This is a genomic window from Psychrobacillus vulpis, assembly GCF_006861825.1.
GTDB classification, from domain to species: Bacteria; Bacillota; Bacilli; order Bacillales_A; family Planococcaceae; genus Psychrobacillus; species Psychrobacillus vulpis.
The window spans coordinates 55,496-80,188 of record NZ_VDGI01000015.1 but is presented as its reverse complement, the minus strand read 5'-3'; the positions used below and the strand labels follow the sequence as shown (position 1 = coordinate 80,188).

The window sequence follows — 24,693 nt, the reverse complement described above, 5'->3', positions numbered from 1 at the left end:
TCATTCACTTTTCCTTTCTTATTATCAAATCATTGTAACAATGAAATGAATCCGGAAATACCGGTTGTTTTTTTTCAATCAAAAATTGAAGACTATGCGTAACACAACTAATCATTGCTTCTTCTAAATCTTTTTCTGCCTTTTCTCTTAACACTTCTATCCCAAGAAAATTTCGACTTGGTTCAATCATATCCGATATATAGATAATTTTTTCTAGCTTGGACATTCCCGCTCTCCCGGTCGTATGATAACGAATTGCTTGTAGAATGTCATTATCCTCAATTAGAAATTCGTTTTTTGCAACAAAACTTCCTACCGGAGCATGCCATAACTCATGATGAAACGTTAATAGTAAAGGATCCATCTCTTCTGAAATAATGATCTCTTTTAACCATTCTTTATGAGCAAACTTTACAACATCATGTAAAATTCCTGCAATTTCAGCCTTTTCCAGATCCTCACCGTATTTTTCTGACAAATACACTGCAGTAGTTGCTACACCTTTTGTATGCTCCCATCGCTTCAGAGGCATTCGGTCTTTCATCTGTTCCAGAAGATTATCAAATTTCATATAACTTCTCCTTTTGAATGAAATCTCTCACTAATTCAGGGATGAGATACCTAGTAGTTTTCCCATTCTCTAGTCGATTTCGTACAAGCGTTGAAGATAAATCAATTTGAGGGATATCCAATTTAATAATAGGATATGCGGTTTCAATCGATGTATTTGGTCTAGGAACTCCCACAATTTGCACTTTCTTTACTAGATCATCTATTCGGTACCAATTAGGTAAATATTCGACCTGGTCCCCACCAATAATGAAAAAAAACTTAGAAAATGGCTCCCTTGCTAGTAGAAGTTCCATTGTGTCGAATGTATAGGATGTGCCACCACGATCCAATTCAATCGTTTCAACAGCCATTTTCGGAACATCTTTAATTGCTCTCTTCACCATTTCTAGTCTATTATTTGCTGAAACGCGCTCGTCCATTCGTTTATGAGGAGGAGTCGCGTTTGGCATAAATCGCACTTCATCTAAATTCAGAGCATGTAACACTTCGTTAGCAATGATTAAATGACCAATATGCGGTGGATTAAACGTACCACCTAATATGCCAACTTTTTTACTCATGCTCTACTCGCTTTTGGAAGCTCGATTCTTTTATTATTTTTTGATGGTTTATATAACACTACTGTTAAACCAATCAGCTGTACAAGTTCAGCATTAGCTTCTTTCGCTAATTGTTCTGCAACTTCATGTTTTTCGTCTTCACAGTTTTGTAAAATACTAATTTTAATTAGTTCACGAACTTCTAATGCTTCTCCAATTTGTTTAACCATTGCTTCATTTACCCCACCTTTACCTACTTGAAAAATAGGTTGTAAGTGATGTGCCTCACTGCGTAAAAATCTTTTTTGTTTACCTGTTAACATAATTTCCTCCTAATTGCATCGTTAATCGTTCCATCATTTTATCTGAACTTGGGTTTATTCCATTCCAATAAGAAAAAGCAATTGCTCCTTGATGAATAAGCATTCCTAATCCGTTTATCGTACGAACATTGTATTTTCTTGCTTCTTCTAAAAATGGGGTAACTAATGGATTATATACAATATCTGCAACAATTGCATGTTCTTTTATATTATTTAACCGAATTGGTAATGATTCAGCTTGATTTTTCATACCTTGAGGTGTTGTTTGAATAATAATATCGAAATGTCCCAACTTAGCCTCTGCTTCTTGGAGTGTAAGGGCTTGTCCAGCCTGAGCATCTAAAGTCAATTTTTCCGCATTCAAATACGTTCGATTAGCAACGTACAGATGGTGGAATCCAGATTGCTTTAATGCATGAACAATTCCTCTAGCTGCTCCCCCTGCACCTATAATAAGTACTCGGTTTTCACTTTGTATCTCTCCAAGAGATTGGATAAATCCTAAACCATCCGTGTTGTAGCCGACAAAACGATTATCTTCCGTTTTTACTACTGTATTTACGGCACCAACACCTTTTGCCGAATCATCAATTTCATCCAAAAAAGGAATAATTGCTTCTTTGTATGGTACTGTAACATTCCAACCACTACATCCAAGTAGTTTCAGACCTTTTACAGCATCCTCAAGCTTTCCTTCTTCAACTTGGATAGGTATGTAGCTGGCATCTATGTTATTTTCTTGTAACCATGTCTCATGCATAAAAGGAGATAGTGAGTGTGATATAGGATTCCCAATAACTGCAAACCATTTCTTCATCTTTTCCCCTCCTATATTAGCGATGGACGAATAGAAACTTCCACTCCAGCTGGCGCATGTGCTGCAACAATTACGTCCCCATGTTGAACAGTTATCCAACCAAGACCAGAGAAAACAATATCTGTTTTAGGGTCATTAATTTTAAATTCATGTCTCACTAGAGGTGGTAGTAAATCCACATATTGTTCCGAAGGTGGAGATAATAGCTTCCCTTTATGTTCTTTATATAAATTATCCGCATTTTCTAATTTCGTACGATGAATCGGAATATCATTTGCAATATGACATGTAAACGCAGATCTTTTTCCTTTGATGAAATCAAAACGAGACAGGCCACCTAAGAACAGCGTCTGCTCACTGTTTAACTGAAACACTTTTGGTTTAATTTCTTTTTTAGGTGTAATAAATTTCAACTCAGTTGGATTTAGATAATGAGCCATTTGATGATGATTAATAATTCCAGGCGTATCAAAAAGCGCTTTCGTATCATCTAATGGAATTTCAATCATATCGAGGGTTGTCCCCGGGAAATGAGAAGTAGTAATAACAGCATCTTCTCCCGTTGCATGTTTAATTATTCGATTAATAAATGTCGATTTACCAACGTTTGTACAACCAACTACATATACATTTTCGCCTTTTCGATAATGCTCAATGGCTTCAATTGCTTCAGGCATTCCCGTACCTTTATGCGCACTAACAAAAAGTACATCAATTGGAGAAAGTCCTAGTTTTTTCGCTTCTTGCTTCATCCAATTAATCACTTTGTTTTTCTTAACAGACTTTGGTAGCAAATCCGCTTTGTTTGCTATTAAAAGTATTGGGTTATTTCCAACAAAACGATGCAATCCTGGTAACCAGCTTCCGTTGAAATCAAAAATATCAACAATTTTAACGATTAATCCTTTTTGCGTACCTAAACCATTTAATATACGTAAAAAATCATCATCTGTTAATGAAACCGGCTGTAATTCATTATAATTTTTCAGTCGAAAACAACGTTGACAAATAATAAATTCTTTTTCTAATGAAGATACAGGCGCATAGCCTGGATCCCCAATATTTTCTGTTTGAATAGTTGTACCACAACCAATACATTTTGGTGCTTCTGTCACTCTTCTTCCTCCCATGTCACTTGACCTTTTTTATGCAAATAACTAAATATTCTTCTCTCCACCATACGATTAAACTTTGTAAAAAAACCATCCGATTTCGCAACTGGAATGACTAAAATCGTATGAAGTTTTTGTCTATTCCCTCCAAACACATCTGTTAGAAGCTGATCACCTATAACGACCACTTCCTCTTTTTTCACAGACATTGTTTTCAACGCTTGTTTAAATGCGTTTCCTAATGGCTTTCTCGCTCTTGATATAAATGGTATTCCAAGAGGATCTGCAAATGAATGAACTCGCATTTCATTATTATTTGATACAATTGTTACTTGAATACCTGCATCCTTCATCTCTTTAAACCATTCAATCAATTTAGGCGTCGCATCAGGACGATCCCATTCAACTAATGTGTTATCTAAATCTGTAATAATGCCTCTTACTCCTCTTTCTTTTAGCATTTCAGGAGTTATATGAAAGACACTTCTTACAAATTGGCTTGGTATAAAATATGAATACAACGACTAACACTCCAATTCGACGCTTTTTCTTTAACGATTATAGCATATTTGCTATCAACTCACCCATTTGTATGAAACGACCTTCTTCAATTGTCGATGCAAACTCCATACTGTCTTCTTCGAACAGCAATACTACTGTTGATCCGAATGAAAAATAGCCAACTTCTTCACCCTTTATCCATTCATTTGAACGATTTGTTAACTCGATAGAATTTACGAACATGGCTCCCACTTTTATCGAAAAACATTTTTTTTCATTTTGCATTTGTAATTCAGTTAATAAACGATAATTTCCACTAATCGTATTTTTCCCATATTGCAATCCCCACTTATTTACCGGATATGATTTTTTTCCTAGCATATACTGTCTAACAACATCTCCGTCGACTGGGGCATGTATTCGATGATACTCTGCTGGGCTTAAATATAATACTATATATTTCCCATGAGCATAATCATTTGCTAGTTTTTCTGATCCTAGCATATCTTGTAAAGTATAAGACTTTCCTTTTACATGAAAGACACCATCTAAAGTAATATCTCCAAAAATTTCAACTTTTGCATCTACTGGACTAATAATTCCTTTGCTTGATTGATATATTGGACGAGAATCTTTTTTTACATTACGAATAAAAAATTCATGCAATGTAGTAAAATCTTTCACATCTTTACACATTTCTTGAATTGTTATATCAAAATATTTAATATAAGATGGAATAATCATCTTACTAATTTTCGATTTAGCAAATCCTTTAATGATAGACGAAGTCCATCTTCCATTTGTTAGTTCAATCATAGATTGGTATAGTTTTTCTCTCATTTTTTGCTCCCTATGAAAAATTACTTACAATTTTTTCTTACTCGAAGTATAATGAACAAATATATTAATTGTAAAGGAGTGATTTACAATGTATTTACCAAATGCCATGTCTCATACCGTAAAGAAATTGAAATCACAAGCAGCGAACATGATTACCATATCAAATCTTGCTTGCGGTGGTGGCGCAATTATGGCAACAATGAATGGGCATTACACTTTAAGTGTATTATTTATATTTTTAGGTGGTTTACTTGACCGCTTTGATGGTATGGTTGCTAGAAAATTTCAGCTAGAATCGGAACTGGGTAAACAACTTGATTCGATGAGTGATATTATTTCTTTTGGTGTAGCTCCAGCATTGCTTATCTATGCACTTGTTTTACAAGAATTTAGTGTAACCGGTATGATTATTACTGTAATTTATATTGCATGTGGCGCATTTAGACTTGCCAGATTCAATATTTCAGAGCCAGACGGCTATTTCACAGGCCTACCGATAACAGTAGCAGGAGTAATTCTCACATTATCTTATTTTGCTATCAATTATATCCCTTCAGTAACATACATGTTTTTATTGATCATACTTTCATTGTTAATGATTAGTACATTCACGTTACGAAAAGTTTAACTAACGACTGTAATACAGTCGTTTTTTTTTATGTAACAATACATCATCTCTTAGCTAAAATGGATAATGTATCCCTTCATTTTGGTCTATATCTGCATTTTTCGACATATACTAAATGTACAAATAGATGGAGGTGAACACAATCTCTGGTCTCTTTACTGCTTTTATAAGTATGGTCGTAGAACTCCCTCTTGTTCTTGGATACTTAAAGGGTCAGGCATTCCATCAACCATTTACTCCTGAAGAAGAAAAGATAATGATTGAACGTTTTTTGGATGGAGATATGACAGCAAGAGATGAGCTTATAGAGCGTAATATGCGATTAGTTGCACATATCGTCAAAAAATTTCACCCAAAACATGAACTCCTAGATGACTATATTTCCATAGGAACTATTGGATTAATGAAAGCTGTAAATAGCTATACCCCCACCAAAAAAACAAAACTTGCAACATATGCAGCTAGATGTATTGAAAATGAAATTCTCATGTATTTACGGTCATTGAAAAAGGTACAAAAAGACGTTTCCTTACACGAACCAATTGGAATGGATAAAGACGGTCATTCATTAGAAATAACTGATTTATTGCAAGGGATTGAAAAAAGTACTGATGAACAGCTTGTAGATCAAGAAGATATGAATAGATTATATAGACATTTATCGAATTTAGAAAAACGTGAGCTCGAAATTATTGTTCGACGATATGGATTACTCGGGCATCAACCTATGACCCAAAAAGAAATATCGAAACAATTGAAAATTTCTAGGAGCTACGTTTCCCGAATAGAAAAGCGTGCCCTTGTAAAACTCTACCAGTCTTATATACATGAAAAAAACTCTTTTGATGTCTCGAACACCAAAAGAGCTTAGGATATTAATCTTCGGTTGTTGTCTCTGCTATCATTACAAATCCTAAAACTGCAGTAATCAAAATAGACATAGCCATGATAAATAGCATACTATCTCCTCCTATGCATTATGAAAGGGTACTTTATACATTTATCATAACATACGCAGTCAAAAAAACTACCATTAAATATGATAATTACTTGTCGATTGAATCTACATTTTTTCTATGACACGTAGGACTATTTCTGTTGAATGCTTAGCTGCGACAGGTAAAAACTCATCAAAACTAATAGACGATTCTTTTCCAGCTATGTCAGACAAAGCACGGATTACAACGAATGGCACTTCAAATTGATGACATACTTGAGCCACTGCTGCTGCTTCCATTTCACAAGCTTTCATTTGTGGGAAATTAGTTCGAACTACTTCCACTTTTTCTGGATTATTCATAAAAATATCACCCGTTGCGATTAAGCCAGTTGCAGCTTGGTGTTCTCCTATTTCTTTCACGGCATCTTCCGCTAGCTTCATCAAATATGCATCTGACTTAAATGCTGCAGGTAACTGTGGAACTTGACCAATCTCATACCCAAATGCCGTAACATCCACATCATGATGTCTTACTTCATCCGATATGACAATCGCTCCTACCTCTAACTCGGGATCATAACCGCCAGCAGAACCAGTATTTATCACATAATCCGGTTTATACTCATTCAACAATATGGACGTAGTCATAGCAGCATTTACCTTACCAATACCACTTTTTAATAAAATGACTTCATGATTTTTATATGAACCAACCGTAAATTCACTATTTGCAATAATATTAGTTTGTGCGTTTTCTATCTCGTTTCTCAACAGCTCTACTTCTTGCTCCATTGCACCAATCACTGCTATTTTCATCTTGTTTCCACCTTTCATCAATTACGCCTCGGTGTAATTGCGTCCAGATTTTGAATTGTGCTTGCACAATTCAATCTGTGACATCCGCCAGAGGCTTTAACATAATTCAGTTGGTTTCGACACCACTGAATCAAGTTAAAAGCGCTCTATTAAAAATAAGACAAAGACGCCCTTTTCGTCAAGAGGCGTCTTCTAATGTTTTAAGTTTCTCTTTTTTCGTTGGCTTCCATCCATGTCCATCAATCCATTCTAAATGAATCCGATATATTTCAGTTCCATCTTTTGATGTAACTGTCCCAATTGATTTTTGAGGACTCCCACCATTTCCTAAAAACTTCACATACATGTTAGAGGGATCGAAACCAGCTCCATAGGCTAGTGCTTCTACCTTTTCTGCCCAGTCAACCGATTTACTATCATAACTAGAAGTATGCTCTCCTGTTTGTGTTGTACCAATTGGTTTCCATGTTGGATCTACAATGACATTATCAACATTTGGATCTTCGGAAGTAGATGTTTCGATAGTTGTATCTTCATTTGTTTCACTTTCATCTTGCTCAACTTCAGAGTTTTCTGATGTAGACGATTCTGAATCAGTTTCGTTTTGTTCTACAGTACTAGGTTCTGTTGTTTCATTTTGAGATGAATTGTCTTTCTCCTCTTCCGGTACTGAATTCTTTTCAGAATCATCTTTTGAAGATGACTTTACTTCTTCTCGCGCCACATCTGGATCATTATCTGTTATTATATATGCCACTGTTGTAATAATTAATAGTAGGACAACCCCTATTAAAATGTTTATTATAGTATTTGATTTTTTCTTTCGATGCTTGTTATTTAATCTTGAGTTTATTCTTCCATTGTTTTCTGACATCCTTTTCCTCCTCCATAACACGTTATATATAAATAAGACGATTATGTGAATGTTTTGTTTCTACCCAATTGAAAAAGAGGTAAACGATGAAGTTTACCTCTCAGACTGTTGACAAACGCTTTCATTCTTCGTTACTGGCACTCGTTGTAAGCTCATGAACTATAAGTTCTATTCGCTTCCGCCTCGTGCGGCGCGCCTCGACTGACAAGCGTTTTCAAATCAGTCTGAAGTGACACCTTCGTAATATATTTTGTCTACAACCTGAGAGGTAAACGATGAAGTTTACCTCTCTTAGTTATGAAATTGAAATAATTTGAACGTCCATTTCTCCACCAGGAGTAGTTATTTTAACGTTGTCTCCCGTTGATTTACCAAGTAACCCTTTTGCAATCGGAGAATCATTTGAAATCAGTCCTTCTAGAGGATCTGCTTCCGCCGAACCTACGATTGTATAAGTTTCTTCGTCTCCATCAGGAATTTCAATAAATGTAACCGTTTTTCCTAATGTCACTATATCATTATTTTCCTCTTCTTCAATAATTACAGCATTTCTAATCATAGACTCAATTGTAGAAATTCTACCTTCTACAAATGCTTGGTCTTCCTTAGCTGAATCATACTCAGAGTTCTCTGATAAATCGCCGAAACTTCTTGCAATCTTGATACGCTCTACTACTTCTTTACGCTTAACCGTTTTTAATAGCTCTAATTCATCTTCTAATTTTTGTTTACCAGCAACGGTCATTGGATATTGTTTCTCTGTTGACACTCCCATACACTCCTTTTAAATACACACTTAAAACATATTCATGTACCATTCATATGCCCTAATTTAAAATGATATGAATTTCATGAAATAATTGTCAATCAACAATCATCATATTATACAATTACATCTGTTTCAAGAATAGTTTTTATTTTTGTTACCATTAAATCTATTGCAACCTCATTTTGGCCGCCTTCTGGAATTATTACGTCTGCATATTTCTTTGTTGGTTCTATAAATTGGTTATGCATTGGACGCACAACATTAATATATTGATCCACTACAGAATCCACGGTACGTCCTCTTTCATGAATATCACGTAAAATACGACGGATTATACGTAAATCAGAATCTGTATCGACAAATAATTTAATGTCCATTAAATCACGAAGTCGCTCATCTTCTAACACCAAAATGCCTTCTAAAATGATTACATCTTTAGGTTCAATTGTAATCGTTTCTTTTGAACGTGTATGCTGTGCGTAATCATACACTGGTTTTTCTACTGGTTTATTATTTAATAGGTCACCAATGTGTTGAATAAGTAAATCATTATCGAAAGCAAGTGGATGATCATAGTTTGTATTTAATCTTTCTTCAAACTCTAGATGACTTTGATCTTTATAATAATAATCCTGCTCAATTACAACAACAGAATGATTTTTAAAAACTTCACTTATTGCATTTGTTACGCTTGTCTTACCAGAACCTGAACCACCAGTAATCCCAATAATAAGCGGGGTTCTATTTGCCATTATTTCATCCCTTTTCTCATCATATTATTTGGGTACAATTTAACAGGGCATTTAAATTGTACAATTTCCAAAGGATGTCTAGCCGCATCCAACACTTGTCCTTTTTCATTCGTAACTTCACCCAACGTTAATCGAACATTTTCTATTTCAGGACCGAAAAATTCTACTTCTTCACCAGGCTTGAAATAATTTCGCTGCTGTAAAGTAACAATTTGTGTTTCATCATTATAGTCAATCACTAAACCTACAAAATCATACCCTAGCTTCTTATCATGGATTCCATACATCTGTTGTTCAAAGCTTGGCTCTCCTTCGAAAAATGCTGAATCTGCTTCTCGATTCGCACATTTCTCAAGTTCTTCCAACCATTCTTTTTTCATTTGAAAGTTTGCAGGATCAGCACAATATGCATCGATTACTTTACGATACACACTTACAACGGTTGCAATATAATGGATTGATTTCATTCGTCCTTCAATCTTTAAAGAATCAATTCCAAGCTCAATCATTCTTGGAATGGATTCCACTAATTTCAAATCCTTTGGACTCATTGCAAACGGTACTTCACCATCTTCAAATAAAGCATTTTCTTCCCCATTATGCTGTTCATATAAATCATAATCCCAACGGCATGATTGACAGCAGCCACCACGATTGGAATCACGAGCAGTCATATGGTTCGAAAGTGTACATCTACCACTGTAAGCAATGCACATAGCTCCATGAATGAATGTTTCAATTTCAATATCGACTTTTTCTTTCATTAATTGAATTTCATCGCCACTTGTCTCTCGTGCAAGAACGACGCGATGAAGTCCCTCTTCTTTCCAATATTGAACAGCTTTCCAATTAGACAAAGATTGTTGTGTACTTAAGTGTATTTCAAGTTTTGGTGCTGCTTCACGACATGTTTCAATTATTAAAGGATCTGCAACTATGATACCGGTTACTCCAGCAGATTCAATCCCTTGCAAATATTCATCCAGCCCGTCCATGTTTTCATTATGTGCAAAAATATTAGTCGTCACATAAATCTTCGCCCCATAACGATTAGCAAATAATACACCTTCTCGCATCTCATCAATAGAGAAATTGCCTGCATTTGATCGAAGTCCAAACTCTTGACCACCAATGAAAACAGCATCTGCACCATAATGAACAGCGATTTTTAACTTCTCTAAGCTTCCAGCTGGAGCTAATAATTCAGGCTTTTTTGTTATAACACGTTTACCATTTATTATTTCGCTTATCTTGTCTATTTTAGTAATAGTCACTCGAACCTTTCCTTTCTTAACTGATAAGAAAGTAAATCATTTCTATTCAGTTACTCTCCAGCGCCTTGCGAGGGCACTGAAAAAGTGTCATTCATATAAATTATCTATCAAATAGTCCTAAGGGAATTTAGCGCTTTGGCATTCGCTTTCCCGCTGGAGTCTCATGCGTCGCGCTAAATTCTTTAAATGATATACAGCAAATAGTTCCTATAAAATAATAATTTTGAGTTTTTCAGTGGCCTCGCGCCTTGCCCCTCGGGGTCAAATGGTTAATCACTGTGGTGGCTGAAATACGCCTCCTCGCGATTCTCCATTTGCCTGTCGGGGCAGACATAGGCGCTTACGCTTTTCTTTCTGTCCAGCTCCAGCGCCTTGCCCCTCGGGGTCAAATGGTTAATCGCTGTGGTGGCTGTAATACGCCTCCTCGCTATTCTCCATTTGCCTGTCGGGGCAGACATAGGCGCTTACGCTTTTCTTAATAAACTGTTTCTTTGAAGAAAAATCCTGTATCTAACGGTCTAAGTGGAGGTTGTATTTCTTCAATTTTGTTGAATAATTCTTTTTTTATTTCTTTATAAGCTGATTTCGATTCATAATACGTATCAATTGCTTGACGATAGATGCTAGTTACTGATGTGACATAGGATGGATTATGTAATATCCCATCAATTTTGAGGCTATCAATTTCAGCATCTAAAAACTCATCTAACTCATCAATCATACACATATCATTCGGACTGAAGATATGTGTGCCATTTTGATCTTCGAAAATCGGGTATTTGTTCGAACGTTCTTTATCATGCAAAAACATGTTTTTATTTTTTGCTCGATTTTCAACTTCCATCGCCTTATCTTGAAATAAGAAGTAGTTCCCAAGTAGAGAACGTTTCGATTGGAACATACAAGTCATCCCATGTACTTGTACTTCCACTTGTACTTCTGCGTTTTCTTTAATTTCGATGATTTCATCTAAGCTTAGCTCTCTTGCAAGTACAGCACGAGTTGCCCCTCTTTTCCCCCAGTAATTAGCTGTGAAAAAATTTGTTGCAGTTTGTTCCGTATTCCAGTGTAGTGGAATCGATACATTTGCCTCTCTTCTCGCTATAATAACTGCCGGATCGCCAAAAGTAATACCGTCTACTCCAATTTCTTGCATCTTTTGTAAATATGGGGCTAGTGCATCCACTTTGTCATTATGAAATAGCCCATTCATAGCAACATATATTTTTTTATTATGCTCTTCTGTCAGTTTTCTTGCAACTTCGATATCATCAATTGAAAATTCCCCAGCTAAACGCAATCCGAAAAACTGTTCACCAACTAGAAAGGCATCTGCTCCTGCTTCCACTAATTGATTCATATGTTCAATACTCGATGGTGTCACTAAAAGCTCTGTCTTTTTCATTTTCTCACCTCTTAATACTTACTAACATCCCATCTCCAACTGGGAGAAATGCCGTGTCATAGTCGGGATGATTCATCAGCCAATCTGTAAATTGATGTTGATTTCGCACCATGGTCCTTTTTCTTCTAGGAACTTCACTTAGTGGAAGTTCGGATAGCCCATTTAACAATAAATTATCACAATAAATAACGCCCCCATCATTTAATAATGGTGCGTATTTTTCGAAGAAATTTTTATATTGTCCTTTTGCTGCATCGATAAAAATCGCATCAAACTTCTTTTCTACAAATAGTTCATCGCTTATTTCAAGTGCATCACCAATGATCACTTCGATTCGATGCTGAAGACCTGCTCGTTCCATATAGTTTTTAGCAAGAATTGCTTTTTCTGCATCTCTTTCGATTGTCAGGATATTGATATCTTGCAACTTAGAAGCAATTCGCATGGAAGAATATCCAATTGCAGTACCTATTTCTAAAATCGACTTTGGTTTTTGAAGCGAGAGCAAATGAAGAAGTGAATCCATTCCCATAAGTTGCATAATAGGAACATGATTTTCTATTGCATATTGCTCCATTTCCATAAAAATATTTGATCGAGGTTTTATCAGCTTCTTTAAATAATCTTCACTTACATTCATCAAGCGTTACCCCTTTAAGTTAATTAATAATAGGATATATCAAGTAATCCATCGTCTTATATGTAAAAAAACACATCTAATAATAACATAACAGGAGAAGGAAAGCGATCACGTTCCTTCTCCTGCTGCTTATTTACTTTAAAAATTCATCCACTTTTTGAAGATGTTCTTCGTATGTCACTGAAAAATGATTAACACCTTTTTTATCTGCAAGGAAGTAAAAATAATTTGTCTTTGAAGGATCTAATACAGCTTCGATTGAAGACTTTCCAGCGTTAGCAATCGGTCCTGGAGGCAATCCTTGGTTTTGATAAGTATTATAAGGATTGTCCACTTCAAGATCTTCAAAAAGCACTCTATCTTTATGGCTACCCAATGCATATAAAACGGTTGGGTCAGTTTGTAAAGGCATGTTTGCATCTAAACGGTTATAAAATACACTAGCAATTGTTTGTCGATCCGTTTGAGCAGTTGCTTCTTCTTCAAGTAACGATGCAAATGTAAGTAACCAATGTACTGATTTACCTTCTGATTGAAGAAGTTCATAATAAGTCGATATAGTCTTATCCGTATTTGATAGCATAGATTCAACTATTTCTTCTAATGAAGGATTCTCATCAAAGAATGGATATGTAGCAGGATATAAATAGCCTTCTAATGCATATCGAACATTTTCACCTTTAATCTCTTCTGTCAATAAGACTGGATATTTTGCCATCATCTTATCGATAAAAGCCTCATCCGTTACAAGAGTAAAAAAGGCATCCGCTGAGTGTCCTGTTTTCTTTTCTACGACGGTTCCAATTTGTTCTAATGTTAATCCTTCTGGAACAGTCAATGAAAATACTGGCTTACGGTACACTTTACCAGTTTTTAAGCTTTTAATAATTTCATCGAACGTCATTGCTTTTGTTAAACTATAATCTCCAGCTTGAAAGTCAGACTCGTTATTAAACTTTGCATAGTATTTAAATATCTTTGCGTCCTTAACAATACCACTTTTTTCAAGTATAGCAGAAATTGTATCTAAACCTGAACCGATAGGAATTTGAACTTCGATTAGTTCTTCTGATTTTGGATCTAATGGTTCTAGTGCACTTTTTACATAATTATATGCAATAAAGCCACCTATCCCTCCAACTAGCAATATAAATAAGGCGATAACTAATACAATTCGTCTAACCAGTTTTACTTCTTTTTTCTTTTTTTTCATTCGGTCAAACATTATTTTTTTTTTTGATTCATTCTCCACGGGTCCCCCCCCTTTAATTCCATTTTATTATACAAGAATGGAAGAAAATCGCAAGCGACTTACTCCTTCCACTGACTTCGCGCAGACAGCTACATGACTGCCGAAAAGATGCTAGGGACGTGACAAAGTCTCGTCCCTAGCATCCAGAAACACCGGTACTGGTGTAATATTCATTATTCCAAAGCATTCCGAAAGCTCTTAAAAACAATGGTAGTAACCGGCAGGTAAGTTCTTCTGTGACGTGCTCGATGAGGAGATAGACAATAAAGTCTGGGCATTACTATGTAGAAAAGTTTATACGTTCTTATCTCTAAAAAAAAAGGTGGAATGAGGAGTCCTCTTTCCACCTTTTCAACTTGAATTATTCTTCGTCTTCTTCTTCCTCATCTAAAAATGTGTTTAACATTTCTTCGATCATTTCCCACTCTTCATCTGATTCGATAGGAAGTAGGTCTCCATCTTCCCCATTTTCATTAGGGCTGAAAGAGGAAGCATGAATTTCGATTTCTTCATTTTCATCTTCTTCAGCACCAATTGGGTAATAAAGTACATATGATTTCCCAAATTCTTCTGATTCAAATGTGAATAGAACATTGCAAAGTTGTTCGTTTCCGTTCTCATCTACAACTGTAATATTTTCTTGACCGTGGTCCATTTGCAGTTCACCTCATCTATTTTTTCTATCAAGATAGCCTTGTAAAATCATTACAGCAGCCATCTTGTCGATCACTTGTTTCCGTTTTTTACGGCTAACATCAGCATCTATTAACATACGTTCTGCAGCCATTGTTGTCAATCTTTCATCCCACATCGTTACAGGAAAATTATATTTTTCGATTAGCAGCTTCGCATATTTTTCCGAAGCTTCTGCACGAGGACCTACTGTATTATTCATGTTTTTTGGAAAACCGACTACAAATTCCGTGACATCATGCTGTTTGACTAGTTCATCTATTCTTTCTAATCCAAATTCCATATTATCCTCGTTGATTTTAATAGTCTCCACACCTTGTGCTGTCCAGCCAAGTGCATCACTTATTGCAACGCCGACTGTTCTAGAACCAACGTCTAAACCCATTATTCGCATGCTTAAGCCTCATTATTTTTTTTAATATAGAACTTCACTAACTCTTCTAGAATTTCGTCACGCTCTAATTTTCGTATCATATTACGTGCATCTTGATGGCGAGGAATATAAGCTGGATCACCAGATAGCAGATAGCCTACAATTTGATTAATTGAATTATACCCTTTTTCTTCTAGTGCAGAGTGTACTTGTAGCATCACATGTTTTACTTCCTGTTCCATTGACTCTTCAGGAAAGTTGAATTTCATTGTTTTATCAAATGAACTCATGATCAGCACCTCGCTTTCGGTTTTAATAGGCATTCCTACATATCTCATCTTCAGTATAACCGAAATTGGAAATAGTATCAAATAAGCATTACGTACTTGTTTACCGCGCAAAACTTATAGATGAAAGAAATTGTTTGAAGATTTTACATTCAATTTGAGGAATGAACTACTGAATAAGTTTACAGTAGTGTCGGTGAGTCCATATTATTATACTGCATTTGGTCTCACCTCCGATCTGGATGTACTATATACATTCAACTCACTACGACTGAATATGATTAAAGCGATTTGATATACTCGTATACAGAATTTAGTGCAGTTTCAAGCTTACTTCCATCTTTTGCTCCTGCCATTGCGAAGTCAGGTCTTCCTCCACCTTTACCTCCACATTGCTCTGCTACCAGCTTGACAATATTACCAGCATGGTAGTTCCCGCCGACTAAATCTTTTGTTACACCCGCTGAGATCATAACTTTATCTCCATCAACTGCACCAAGTACAATGACTGCTTTATCAAGCTTTTGTTTTAAATCGTCCATCATTTGACGAAGTTGATTGTTATCTTTTGCATCTACTTTAACAGACAAAATCGTAATATCGTTAATTGTTTGTGCTGAAGATAATACAGATGAAGCTTGACTATTTGCAATTTTTGCAGATAGTGATTCATTGTCCTTTTGAACATTTTTCAATTCATTTAAAGTTTGAGCTACTTTTGTTACTAAATCTTTTGGTTGAGCTTTTAACAGGGTTGCAGCTTCTATTAAAGTACGTTCCTCTTCTTTTACTACTTCAAATGCACCTTTACCAGTTACAGCCTCAATACGTCTAGTTCCTGCTCCAATCCCACTTTCTGATAGGATTTTGAAGAACCCAATTTCAGATGTTGCTTTTACATGGACTCCACCACATAATTCTAGTGAATATTCGCCCATTTGCACTACTCGTACGATATCACCATATTTTTCACCGAATAAAGCCATTGCACCCATATTCTTTGCTTCGTCGATATTATGATAGCCAGTCACAACTTGTATATTGTCCCAAATTTTCTCATTTACAATTTGCTCAACTTGTTCTAATTCCTCTTTCGTAACCTGTCCAAAGTGTGAAAAGTCGAAACGTAAACGATCGGGTCCTACATATGAACCAGCTTGATTTACATGTGCACCTAAAACATCTTTTAATGCTTGATGAAGTATATGAGTAGCAGAGTGATTTTTCACTGTATGACCACGTAATACACGATCAACAGTTGCTGTAACCTCTGTACCTGTCAACAATTCTCCAGATTCAACAACAACAGTGTGTAGATTTTGTCCATTCGGAGCTTTTTGGACATCTTTCACAAAACCTTTAAACGACTCACTCTCAATAATCCCATGGTCTGCAATTTGACCTCCACTTTCTGCATAGAAAGGTGTTTGAGTTAAGATAACTTGAATCTCATCTCCTTCACTCGCAGATTTCGCTAGTGCTTCCCCATGAACGATTGTTGTAATCTTCGTTGTAACAGATAATGTTTCATAACCAACAAATTCACTTTCATCTTGTATGTTGCTATACACTTCAGATTGTACTTGCATAGAATCTACATTTTGGCGAGCAGCACGTGCACGGTTACGCTGAACTTCCATTTCTTTTATAAATCCTTCATGGTCAACAGTCATACTAGCTTCTTCAGCATATTCTTCTGTTAATTCAATAGGAAAGCCATACGTATCATACAGTGTAAATGTTGTTGTACCAGGAATGAATGTTTCACCTTTAGTACGTTGTTCCACTATCACTTTTTCTAAAATAGCAAGTCCATCATGAAGTGTTTCATGGAAACGCTCTTCTTCTGTTTTAATAACTCGCATAATAAAGTCTTGTTTTTCGGTAACTTCTGGATAGAAATCTTTCATGATTTCCCCAACAACTGGAACTAACTCGTATAAAAATGGTTTATCTATACCTATTTGTTTTGCAAAACGAACTGCGCGACGCAACAATCTTCTAAGTACATATCCTCTTCCTTCATTAGATGGGAGAGCCCCATCTCCAATCGCAAAAGCAACTGTTCTAACATGGTCTGCAATAACTTTAAATGCTGTGTCATCCTCTTCATTCGAGCGGTACGATTTCCCAGAAATTTCTTCTGTTTGACGAATAATTGGCATAAATAAATCTGTATCAAAATTTGTTGGTACATTTTGAATAACGCTTGCCATACGTTCTAATCCCATACCAGTATCAATGTTTTGTTTTGGCAGTGGAGTATATGTATGATCCGGATTATGGTTGAACTGTGAAAACACTAGATTCCAAATTTCAAGGTATCTTTCATTTTCTCCACCTGGATATAATTCAGGGTCGTTCAAATCATTACCATATGTTTCTCCACGATCATAGAAAATTTCAGAGTTAGGACCGCTTGGACCTTCTCCAATATCCCAGAAGTTTCCTTCCAATCGAATGATACGTTCTTCTGGTACTCCTATTTCGTCTTTCCAAATAGTATATGCTTCTTCATCTTCGGGATGAATCGTAACGGATAATTTTTCCGCTTCAAATGCCATCCACTTTTCATCCGTTAAAAATTCCCACGCAAAATGGATTGCTTCTTTTTTGAAATAATCCCCAATAGAAAAGTTCCCTAACATTTCAAAAAATGTATGGTGTCTTGCCGTTTTCCCTACGTTTTCAATATCATTTGTACGAATAGATTTTTGTGCATTCGTTATACGTGGATTGTCTGGAACGACACGACCATCAAAATATTTTTTTAACGTAGCAACACCACTATTAATCCAAAGTAGTGATGGGTCGTTAATCGGCACAAGTGGAGCGGATGGTTCCTGTGCATGCCCTTTTTCGATAAAAAAGTCTAAATACATTTGTCTAATTTGAGCACCTGTTAATTGTTTCATACATATTTCCTCCTAATTTTAATAAACGTTGACACCATTCAACCGCAATATGACAGATAGAAAACTGGATAAAACTAAAGGTGAAAGAAATAATTTCCTGTTTTACGAAAATAAAAAAAGCCTTCATCCCAAAAAGGGACGAAAGCTATTATCTCGCGGTACCACCCTAGTTACACAATTACATTGTGTCTCTCAAGTAACCTTAACGCGGCTAAACGGCAGGCATTAACTGCACTCAAGAGTAGCTTTCCTACATGTTAGTTTCTGAAGATTCTTTCAGCCGAGGAATCCTTTTCTGTACGGGTAACATGAGTACTTTCTCCGTCATCATTTTTCTTTATGCAATTGATTATAAAAAACTATTGTTACAATGTCAATTATCCGTTTCCATGAATTGATACGGTGTAATTCCGTTCATACCTATTAGTGGATCAACTAAATGATAATTTTCTGCGGATAAATAAGTCGGTTCTAAGAGAATGTCATCAGAAGTATTTTCTATCGATTCTACTTTTTCCTCTACTTTTTCCTCTACTTTTTCCTCTGTTAAAGCTAAGCGTTCTTTTAAAGTAGTTAATCGTTGTAGATCATCTGTACGCTCTACACCGAACTTAAAAACTTCTGGATCTCCACATAATATTAAAAAATTCTTTGCTCTTGTAATACCTGTATAAAGTAAATTCCGACGAAGCATTTTCATATAACTTCTCGTTACAGGCATAATAACAGTTTGGAACTCACTACCTTGTGATTTATGCACAGAGCAACAATACGCTAATGTAATTTGGTTCAAATCATTTTTTTCATACGTTACTTCATTGCCATCGAACGATACAACGAGCATCTCTTTCTTTTCAACAGTTTCAGCAGCTTTGAAGATACTAACCACTTCACCCATGTCTCCGTTAAAAACATTACTTTCAGGCTGATTGATAAGTTGAAGCACTTTGTCACCTATCCGGTAGATAGTTTCTCCAAAGACCATCTCTTTTCTTTTACCGTCCGTATTGGGATTCACCATTTCTTGTATCATTTTATTTAGTGCATCTATACCAGCTGGACCTCTATACATTGGTGCAAGTACTTGAATTTCTCTAATTGAATGGCCTTTTGACAACGCACTCTTCAAAACTTGTTCTACTACTTTAGGAATTTGTTCTGTGGATGCTTTTATAAAAGAACGATCCTTTGTTTTATCTAACAGAGTTTGTGGAACCGTACCTTTTTTCATCTCATGTGCTAGTTCAATAATAGAAGAGCCTTCGGATTGTCGATAAATATCTATTAACTCGACAGTTGGTATTCTTTTAGAAGCTAGCAAGTCTTTTAATACTTGACCAGGTCCTACTGGAGGTAGCTGATCTTGGTCGCCTACAAAAATCACTTGTGCTTCTTTTGGAATGGCCTTTAACAATTGATGTCCAAGCCAAGTATCGAGCATAGAAGTTTCATCAATAATAATTAGATTGCCTTCGATTTCTTTTCCTTCTGCTTCATCATTTTCTTGTCCATTAAACCCTAATAATCGATGAATCGTCATAGCGGGTAGCTCTGTAGATTCACTAAGACGTTTTGCAGCCCTTCCAGTTGGTGCAGCTAATACTACTGGAAACGCCTTTTTATCTTTCGCCCATTCCTTAGGATCTAAAGAAAGTCCATGAAGCTCTGCATACAATTCAACAATTCCTCTTACTACAGTTGTTTTACCAGTTCCAGGACCTCCAGTAAGTAGTGTCATGCTAGAGTTTAAGGCTGTCTCAATTGCTTGAACTTGTGTCGTTGCATATTGAACCCCTAATCTTTCTTCAATCCCACCAAGATGCTTTTTCATTTCAGCTAAAGAAAATTTATGATGTGCATCGTTTTCACCAAGCAAAGTTTCAATTTTAGAACTAATACCAACTTCTGAAAAATAAAGTGATGGTATATAAAATCGATTCACTTCTCCAACAATTCGACTCTCTTCTGATAGTTCGATACAGCACTTAGTAATGGATTCGAAGGAAATTTCCTCTCTTTGAGCACTTTCTAATAAATGCTTTACAGACTCGAGTAATTGTTCAGCATACATAAAAACATGTCCTTCACTTAACGATGCAGATTGCAGTAAATGAAAAATCGCTGCTTTAATACGGTCCGGGTGGTTTCCTTGGATCCCTAATTTGTAACCCAATTCATCTGCTCGTACAAACCCTACCCCTTCTACTTCTTCGATCAAACGATAAGGATTTTTCGTTAAAAAATCAATTGTTTCTTCACGATATGCCTGATAAATTTTCATGGCAACTTGCGGTCCAAAACCCCATTCATTTAGTTGAATCATTACTTTTTCTAACCCAAGGTTTTGCTGTAGAACAGCACGCAATGTTTGCTTTTTATCTTCTGCAAGTTTTGGAATAACATCTAATGCATCAGGATTATCTAATATTTTATTGATAGCATTTTGCCCTAGTTTTTTCACAATTTGTTCAGCAGTTTTCCTACCGATTCCAGGAAACATATCACTAGACAAGTAATGAACAATTCCTTGCTCAGTAGCTGGAACTTCTTTTTGAAAAGTTTCGACCTGAAATTGAACACCGTATTTCGGATGATTTTTAACGAATCCTGTAAATTTATAAGACTCCTCTAAAACGGGTTGTGGAAAATAACCAGTTACGATTATTTCTTTTTCTATATATGTAGTGTTTGTAGATTTGATTTTTAATTTGATGATGGAAAATAGGTTTTGAGGATTATGAAAAATAGAGACGATAGGACGACCCGTAATAAATTGTTGCTCATTTTTCATTTCGTTGGTCATACTACCGCCTCCAAATAATATTTCATCAATTACGCCAGAGCCAATTAACGCAATTCAGCGTGGTTTAACCCGCTCGAGCTCGTCGAAGTAAATGCTGGATTAGATTAATTGCGAAGAGAAATCATATCATACACATATCGTGCTTGGTCATATCCTGGTTGAATTGTAAATGCTTCCTTCAAATGATAAAGGGCAGCTTCGGTATCGCTAGTGGAGACTGCATATAAAATACCTAAGTTATAATGTGCATCTGCATTTTCATGATCCGCTTCCAAAATCTCTTTTAAAATAGGTTCTGCTTCTTTAAACATTTCAAAACTTGCTAAAGCAATGGCATAAGATAATTTAATCTGACCATCACTTGAATCTAGTTCATAAGCTCTTTGTAAATAAGGAAGAGATAGTTTTGTTTGTCCACATTTTTCAAAGCTTTTCCCTAACATATAATACGCATCTGGACCTTCAATTCCATTAGAAATTGCTTTTTCGTAAAGCTTAGCAGCCTCTTCATAGCGTTCTACATCATAATATAAATTGGCTAGACTATAGTAAGCTGTAGCTGCTTGTTCATCTAAAGTAATTCCCTTTTGAAAAAATCTTTCTGCACGTTCATTTTCGTTCATAGACGCTAATAGGTTGCCAAAATTTATATACCCAATCGCTTCATCTGGGTTTTCTTCAATAGCTTTTGTAAAATACTCAGCTGCTTTTTCATAATTTTCTTCTTGAATTGCTTGTATACCTAACTCATTGTAGTTCACTTTACTTCCTCCAATTAGCCAACGTAATCCAGTTGTAGCCCGTCTTTATACACTTTGTCAATAGTTGCCCCACCAATACATTCATCTCCTTGATAGAAAACAACTGCTTGTCCAGGAGTAATGGCACGTACCGGTTGGTCAAAAGTGACCGACACAACGTCATCTGAAAGAATTTCTACTTGCACACCTACATCTTCTTGTCGATATCTAAATTTTGCTGTGCAATTAAATTTCTTCGGCTTTTCAAAAGTTGTAGTAAATGACAAGTTCGTTGCTGTCAAACTAGTTGAGAAAAGTGCATCATTATCAATATTTTGACCAACTAGCAGAACATTTCTATCTAAGTCTTTCCCAATGACAAACCATGGATCACCAGCTCCACCAATACCTAAACCATGACGTTGACCTATTGTATAGTACATCAATCCATCATGTTTTCCCATTGGTTTTCCGTCCATTGTTTCCATCATACCTTGTTGTGCAGGTAAATATTGGCTTAAAAACTCTTTAAAATTTCTCTCTCCAATAAAACAAATACCTGTAGAGTCTTTTTTAGTCGCTGTTGCAAGCCCCTGCTCAAGTGCAATTTCTCGAACTTTTTTCTTTTCCAAATGTCCAATTGGGAACATTACTTTTTCTAGTTGCTCTTGGTCCAATTGGTTTAAGAAATAGGTTTGATCCTTATTTGTGTCTTTTCCTCTAAGCATCCGGGTTTCGCCATCTCTAACCTCTACTTGTGCATAATGACCTGTTGCTAAGTAGTCCGCTCCTAATGCCAATGCATGTTCTAAAAAGGCTTTAAATTTTATTTCTTTATTACACATAACATCTGGATTTGGTGTTCTACCTGCTTTATATTCTTCTAAAAAGTAAGTAAATACTTTATCCCAATATTGTTTTTCAAAATTTACGGCATAGTACGGGATGCCAATTTGATTGCATACTTTTATAACGTCCTCATAATCCTCCGTAGCGGTACAAACGCCAAATTCATCGGTGTCATCCCAGTTTTTCATAAAGATACCGATAACATCATAGCCTTGTTCTTTTAATAAGTACGCTGCAACGGATGAATCCACTCCACCTGACATTCCGATAACTACTCGTGTATCCTCAATTTTTTTCATTTATACTCACTCATTTCAATTATTCATTATGAACCTAGAATAATTTTACTTATTTTCTTTGCTGCATCGATAACTTGTTGCTCTGTATTACTAATACCAAAACTAAAACGAACTGAATTTCGAAGTTCGGGTGTGTTTTCCCCGTACATCGCTACTAAAACATGTGATGGATCAATGGAACCAGCAGTACATGCGGATCCACTTGAAGCATCAATTCCTGCAAGATCTAATTGTACTAAAAATGTTTCAACGTCTGTTTTTGGAATACTTATGTTTAATACATGTGATAGTACTTGTTCCTTCGATCCGTTAACAGTGAACTCAACTCCATCACTTTCAAGTTGGCTAAGGAAAGTACTCTTTAACTGCTTATAATGGCTTATGCTTTTTTCTAGTTGATGTTGTTTTAATTCAACTGCTTTTGCAAATGCAACTATTGCTGGTACGTTTTCAGTTCCTGCACGTTTTTTTCTTTCCTGTTGTCCACCATAAAATAATGACTTCAAGTGAATTCCTTTACGTTGATATAAAAAACCAATACCTTTTGGTCCATTAATCTTATGACTAGAAACACTTAGTAAATCTACTTGTAGATCATTTACATTAATCGGGATACTTCCATATGCCTGCACTGCATCTGTATGAAAATAAGCAGTGTGACCTTTCAAAATTTCTCCAATTTCACGAATCGGTTGTATCGAACCAACCTCGTTATTTCCATACATAACAGAAACTAAAATAGTATCCTCTCGAAGGGAATTTTTCAAGTCATTGACATCGACAATTCCTTCTTTACTTACAGGTAAGTACGTTACTTCAAATCCTTCACGTTCCAATTGTTCGCATGCGTGAAGAATCGCGTGATGCTCAACTTGCGTTGTAACAATATGCTTCCCTTCATTTTTCCTAGAATATGCTGTACCAAAAACAGCGTAATTATCTGCTTCTGTTCCACCACTTGTAATTGTTACTTCTGTTTCATATGCACCAATACTTGCAGCAAGAATAGTTCTAGCATTGTCTAATTTTTTTCTAGCATTTCTACCTGTATGATGAATACTTGAAGCATTACCAAATTCATTATTCATTTCATCTGTGAATGTTTTTATTACTTCTTCTGCCATTGGTGTTGTAGCTGCATGATCTAAATAAATTCTAGTCATTTTCAAACTGCTCCTTAAATATAAAACATATATCCAGTATTATCCGGATTTTCTTCCGTGTATTGTGCCAAATCTTCAATTGTTGTTGTATCTAGCACATTTTTAACAGCATCTCGAATACGCATCCATAATTCACGCTGTGGTGGTTCTTCGTTTTCAATGCCCTCTACAGGTTGTATTGGTCCCTCTAAAACTCTAATTACATCTCCAGCGGTAAGTACACTAGGGTCTTTTGCCAGCATATATCCGCCATAAGCCCCCCGTACACTTTTAACGAGTCCTGCATTTCTTAGCGGAGAAACGATTTGTTCTAGGTACGCTTCAGATAAATCATGGTCAGCAGCAATTTGGCGCAAAGCTACTGGCCCTTCTCCAAATTGTTTTCCTAACGCTATCATTATAGTTAGTCCGTAGCGCCCTTTCGTCGATATCTTCAATACATTTCACCTCAAAAGTTAGTAAAAATTCTTTCATAAGTATAGCATAATTCATGGATAGAACGACTTCAAAATGACT

26 protein-coding genes and 1 other annotated feature are annotated in these 24,693 nt (G+C 35.8%); of the genes, 2 read left to right on the top strand and 24 right to left on the bottom strand.

Annotation, left to right across the window (positions count from 1 at the left end; genetic code table 11):
- Positions 1 to 4: 4 nt before the first annotated feature.
- Genes yqeK through FG384_RS13655 form a run of 7 tightly spaced genes read right to left on the bottom strand, consistent with a single transcriptional unit; the run spans position 5 to position 4,705 of the window.
- Positions 5 to 571 carry a bis(5'-nucleosyl)-tetraphosphatase (symmetrical) YqeK gene (gene yqeK / locus FG384_RS13685; RefSeq protein WP_142643168.1) on the bottom strand — a complete coding sequence of 189 codons (567 nt, stop codon included), beginning with the start codon at positions 569 to 571 and terminating at the stop codon, positions 5 to 7.
- Positions 561 to 1,133, bottom strand: coding sequence for a nicotinate-nucleotide adenylyltransferase (locus FG384_RS13680; RefSeq protein WP_142643167.1), 573 nt, complete (start codon positions 1,131 to 1,133; stop codon positions 561 to 563). The genes yqeK and FG384_RS13680 overlap by 11 nt, the downstream gene beginning before the upstream one ends.
- The gene (yhbY, locus tag FG384_RS13675) at positions 1,130 to 1,435 is read right to left on the bottom strand and encodes a ribosome assembly RNA-binding protein YhbY (RefSeq protein WP_142643166.1); all 306 of its coding nucleotides are present in this window, start codon (positions 1,433 to 1,435) and stop codon (positions 1,130 to 1,132) included. Before yhbY ends, FG384_RS13680 begins: the two co-directional genes overlap by 4 nt.
- Positions 1,422 to 2,252, bottom strand: coding sequence for a shikimate dehydrogenase (gene aroE, locus FG384_RS13670; protein WP_142643165.1), 831 nt, complete (start codon positions 2,250 to 2,252; stop codon positions 1,422 to 1,424). The genes yhbY and aroE overlap by 14 nt, the downstream gene beginning before the upstream one ends.
- Before the next feature lie 11 nt (positions 2,253 to 2,263).
- The gene (gene yqeH / locus FG384_RS13665) at positions 2,264 to 3,367 is read right to left on the bottom strand and encodes a ribosome biogenesis GTPase YqeH (RefSeq protein WP_142643164.1); all 1,104 of its coding nucleotides are present in this window, start codon (positions 3,365 to 3,367) and stop codon (positions 2,264 to 2,266) included.
- Positions 3,364 to 3,885: a YqeG family HAD IIIA-type phosphatase gene (locus tag FG384_RS13660; RefSeq protein ID WP_142643163.1), complete on the bottom strand. Its 522-nt coding sequence runs from the start codon at positions 3,883 to 3,885 to the stop codon at positions 3,364 to 3,366. The genes yqeH and FG384_RS13660 overlap by 4 nt, the downstream gene beginning before the upstream one ends.
- 37 nt (positions 3,886 to 3,922) lie before the next feature.
- Positions 3,923 to 4,705 carry a phosphatidylserine decarboxylase gene (locus tag FG384_RS13655; RefSeq protein ID WP_142643162.1) on the bottom strand — a complete coding sequence of 261 codons (783 nt, stop codon included), beginning with the start codon at positions 4,703 to 4,705 and terminating at the stop codon, positions 3,923 to 3,925.
- Positions 4,706 to 4,793: 88 nt separating this feature from the next.
- On the opposite strand from FG384_RS13655, the gene pssA reads away from it, so the two are divergent.
- Positions 4,794 to 5,333, top strand: a complete 540-nt coding sequence (pssA, locus tag FG384_RS13650) for a CDP-diacylglycerol--serine O-phosphatidyltransferase (protein WP_142643161.1) — start codon at positions 4,794 to 4,796, stop codon at positions 5,331 to 5,333.
- A 142-nt stretch (positions 5,334 to 5,475) separates the two neighbouring features.
- Positions 5,476 to 6,204: an RNA polymerase sporulation sigma factor SigK gene (gene sigK, locus FG384_RS13645; RefSeq protein ID WP_142643203.1), complete on the top strand. Its 729-nt coding sequence runs from the start codon at positions 5,476 to 5,478 to the stop codon at positions 6,202 to 6,204.
- A gap of 192 nt (positions 6,205 to 6,396) precedes the next feature.
- Here sigK and mtnN read toward each other — a convergent pair whose 3' ends face one another.
- The 17 genes from mtnN to cymR all read right to left on the bottom strand — a co-directional run bounded on the left by mtnN (position 6,397) and on the right by cymR (position 24,614).
- The gene (mtnN, locus tag FG384_RS13640; protein WP_142643160.1) at positions 6,397 to 7,089 is read right to left on the bottom strand and encodes a 5'-methylthioadenosine/S-adenosylhomocysteine nucleosidase; all 693 of its coding nucleotides are present in this window, start codon (positions 7,087 to 7,089) and stop codon (positions 6,397 to 6,399) included.
- Positions 7,090 to 7,267: 178 nt separating this feature from the next.
- Positions 7,268 to 7,963 (bottom strand): DUF1510 family protein, encoded by a 696-nt coding sequence (locus FG384_RS13635; RefSeq protein ID WP_142643159.1) that lies wholly within the window; start codon positions 7,961 to 7,963, stop codon positions 7,268 to 7,270.
- Between the two features lie 295 nt (positions 7,964 to 8,258).
- Positions 8,259 to 8,732 carry a transcription elongation factor GreA gene (gene greA / locus FG384_RS13630; RefSeq protein WP_142643158.1) on the bottom strand — a complete coding sequence of 158 codons (474 nt, stop codon included), beginning with the start codon at positions 8,730 to 8,732 and terminating at the stop codon, positions 8,259 to 8,261.
- 113 nt (positions 8,733 to 8,845) lie between these two features.
- On the bottom strand, positions 8,846 to 9,484 hold the full coding sequence (gene udk, locus FG384_RS13625; RefSeq protein WP_142643157.1) for a uridine kinase: 639 nt from the start codon (positions 9,482 to 9,484) through the stop codon (positions 8,846 to 8,848).
- Positions 9,484 to 10,758, bottom strand: coding sequence for a peptidase U32 family protein (locus FG384_RS13620; protein WP_142643156.1), 1,275 nt, complete (start codon positions 10,756 to 10,758; stop codon positions 9,484 to 9,486). Before FG384_RS13620 ends, udk begins: the two co-directional genes overlap by 1 nt.
- A 475-nt stretch (positions 10,759 to 11,233) precedes the next feature.
- A complete protein-coding gene (locus tag FG384_RS13615; protein WP_142643155.1) occupies positions 11,234 to 12,163 on the bottom strand; it encodes a peptidase U32 family protein in 930 nt (309 codons plus the stop codon).
- Between the two features lie 4 nt (positions 12,164 to 12,167).
- Positions 12,168 to 12,803: an O-methyltransferase gene (locus FG384_RS13610; RefSeq protein WP_142643154.1), complete on the bottom strand. Its 636-nt coding sequence runs from the start codon at positions 12,801 to 12,803 to the stop codon at positions 12,168 to 12,170.
- 133 nt (positions 12,804 to 12,936) lie between these two features.
- Complete coding sequence (mltG, locus tag FG384_RS13605) at positions 12,937 to 14,055, bottom strand: endolytic transglycosylase MltG (protein ID WP_142643153.1); 1,119 nt, start codon at positions 14,053 to 14,055, stop codon at positions 12,937 to 12,939.
- 361 nt (positions 14,056 to 14,416) lie between these two features.
- The gene (locus FG384_RS13600) at positions 14,417 to 14,710 is read right to left on the bottom strand and encodes a DUF1292 domain-containing protein (protein ID WP_142643152.1); all 294 of its coding nucleotides are present in this window, start codon (positions 14,708 to 14,710) and stop codon (positions 14,417 to 14,419) included.
- Between the two features lie 12 nt (positions 14,711 to 14,722).
- The gene (ruvX, locus tag FG384_RS13595) at positions 14,723 to 15,142 is read right to left on the bottom strand and encodes a Holliday junction resolvase RuvX (RefSeq protein WP_142643151.1); all 420 of its coding nucleotides are present in this window, start codon (positions 15,140 to 15,142) and stop codon (positions 14,723 to 14,725) included.
- A gap of 2 nt (positions 15,143 to 15,144) precedes the next feature.
- A complete protein-coding gene (locus tag FG384_RS13590; RefSeq protein WP_053588802.1) occupies positions 15,145 to 15,411 on the bottom strand; it encodes an IreB family regulatory phosphoprotein in 267 nt (88 codons plus the stop codon).
- A gap of 278 nt (positions 15,412 to 15,689) precedes the next feature.
- Positions 15,690 to 18,323, bottom strand: coding sequence for an alanine--tRNA ligase (gene alaS / locus FG384_RS13585; RefSeq protein WP_142643150.1), 2,634 nt, complete (start codon positions 18,321 to 18,323; stop codon positions 15,690 to 15,692).
- Positions 18,324 to 18,454: 131 nt separating this feature from the next.
- Positions 18,455 to 18,660, bottom strand: a binding site (T-box leader).
- A gap of 36 nt (positions 18,661 to 18,696) precedes the next feature.
- Positions 18,697 to 21,126, bottom strand: coding sequence for an SF1B family DNA helicase RecD2 (gene recD2, locus FG384_RS13580; RefSeq protein ID WP_142643149.1), 2,430 nt, complete (start codon positions 21,124 to 21,126; stop codon positions 18,697 to 18,699).
- Positions 21,127 to 21,230: 104 nt separating this feature from the next.
- Positions 21,231 to 21,887, bottom strand: a complete 657-nt coding sequence (locus tag FG384_RS13575; RefSeq protein WP_142643148.1) for a tetratricopeptide repeat protein — start codon at positions 21,885 to 21,887, stop codon at positions 21,231 to 21,233.
- Between the two features lie 14 nt (positions 21,888 to 21,901).
- Positions 21,902 to 23,014, bottom strand: a complete 1,113-nt coding sequence (gene mnmA / locus FG384_RS13570; protein WP_142643147.1) for a tRNA 2-thiouridine(34) synthase MnmA — start codon at positions 23,012 to 23,014, stop codon at positions 21,902 to 21,904.
- A gap of 26 nt (positions 23,015 to 23,040) precedes the next feature.
- Positions 23,041 to 24,177 (bottom strand): cysteine desulfurase family protein, encoded by a 1,137-nt coding sequence (locus FG384_RS13565; RefSeq protein WP_142643146.1) that lies wholly within the window; start codon positions 24,175 to 24,177, stop codon positions 23,041 to 23,043.
- A 14-nt stretch (positions 24,178 to 24,191) separates the two neighbouring features.
- Complete coding sequence (gene cymR / locus FG384_RS13560; RefSeq protein ID WP_142643145.1) at positions 24,192 to 24,614, bottom strand: cysteine metabolism transcriptional regulator CymR; 423 nt, start codon at positions 24,612 to 24,614, stop codon at positions 24,192 to 24,194.
- Positions 24,615 to 24,693 lie beyond the last annotated feature (79 nt).

Excerpts from the sequence above, each read along its gene's own strand:
- yqeK (WP_142643168.1), bottom strand. The coding sequence starts at position 571 with ATGAAATTTGATAATCTTCTGGAACAGATGAAAGACCGAATGCCTCTG.
- FG384_RS13680 (WP_142643167.1), bottom strand. The coding sequence starts at position 1,133 with ATGAGTAAAAAAGTTGGCATATTAGGTGGTACGTTTAATCCACCGCAT.
- yhbY (WP_142643166.1), bottom strand. The coding sequence starts at position 1,435 with ATGTTAACAGGTAAACAAAAAAGATTTTTACGCAGTGAGGCACATCAC.
- aroE (WP_142643165.1), bottom strand. The coding sequence starts at position 2,252 with ATGAAGAAATGGTTTGCAGTTATTGGGAATCCTATATCACACTCACTA.
- FG384_RS13655 (WP_142643162.1), bottom strand. The coding sequence starts at position 4,705 with ATGAGAGAAAAACTATACCAATCTATGATTGAACTAACAAATGGAAGA.
- pssA (WP_142643161.1), top strand. The coding sequence starts at position 4,794 with ATGTATTTACCAAATGCCATGTCTCATACCGTAAAGAAATTGAAATCA.
- mtnN (WP_142643160.1), bottom strand. The coding sequence starts at position 7,089 with ATGAAAATAGCAGTGATTGGTGCAATGGAGCAAGAAGTAGAGCTGTTG.
- FG384_RS13635 (WP_142643159.1), bottom strand. The coding sequence starts at position 7,963 with ATGTCAGAAAACAATGGAAGAATAAACTCAAGATTAAATAACAAGCAT.
- udk (WP_142643157.1), bottom strand. The coding sequence starts at position 9,484 with ATGGCAAATAGAACCCCGCTTATTATTGGGATTACTGGTGGTTCAGGT.
- FG384_RS13615 (WP_142643155.1), bottom strand. The coding sequence starts at position 12,163 with ATGAAAAAGACAGAGCTTTTAGTGACACCATCGAGTATTGAACATATG.
- FG384_RS13610 (WP_142643154.1), bottom strand. The coding sequence starts at position 12,803 with ATGAATGTAAGTGAAGATTATTTAAAGAAGCTGATAAAACCTCGATCA.
- FG384_RS13600 (WP_142643152.1), bottom strand. The coding sequence starts at position 14,710 with ATGGACCACGGTCAAGAAAATATTACAGTTGTAGATGAGAACGGAAAC.
- ruvX (WP_142643151.1), bottom strand. The coding sequence starts at position 15,142 with ATGCGAATAATGGGTTTAGACGTTGGTTCTAGAACAGTCGGCGTTGCA.
- FG384_RS13590 (WP_053588802.1), bottom strand. The coding sequence starts at position 15,411 with ATGAGTTCATTTGATAAAACAATGAAATTCAACTTTCCTGAAGAGTCA.
- alaS (WP_142643150.1), bottom strand. The coding sequence starts at position 18,323 with ATGAAACAATTAACAGGTGCTCAAATTAGACAAATGTATTTAGACTTT.
- recD2 (WP_142643149.1), bottom strand. The coding sequence starts at position 21,126 with ATGACCAACGAAATGAAAAATGAGCAACAATTTATTACGGGTCGTCCT.
- mnmA (WP_142643147.1), bottom strand. The coding sequence starts at position 23,014 with ATGAAAAAAATTGAGGATACACGAGTAGTTATCGGAATGTCAGGTGGA.
- FG384_RS13565 (WP_142643146.1), bottom strand. The coding sequence starts at position 24,177 with ATGACTAGAATTTATTTAGATCATGCAGCTACAACACCAATGGCAGAA.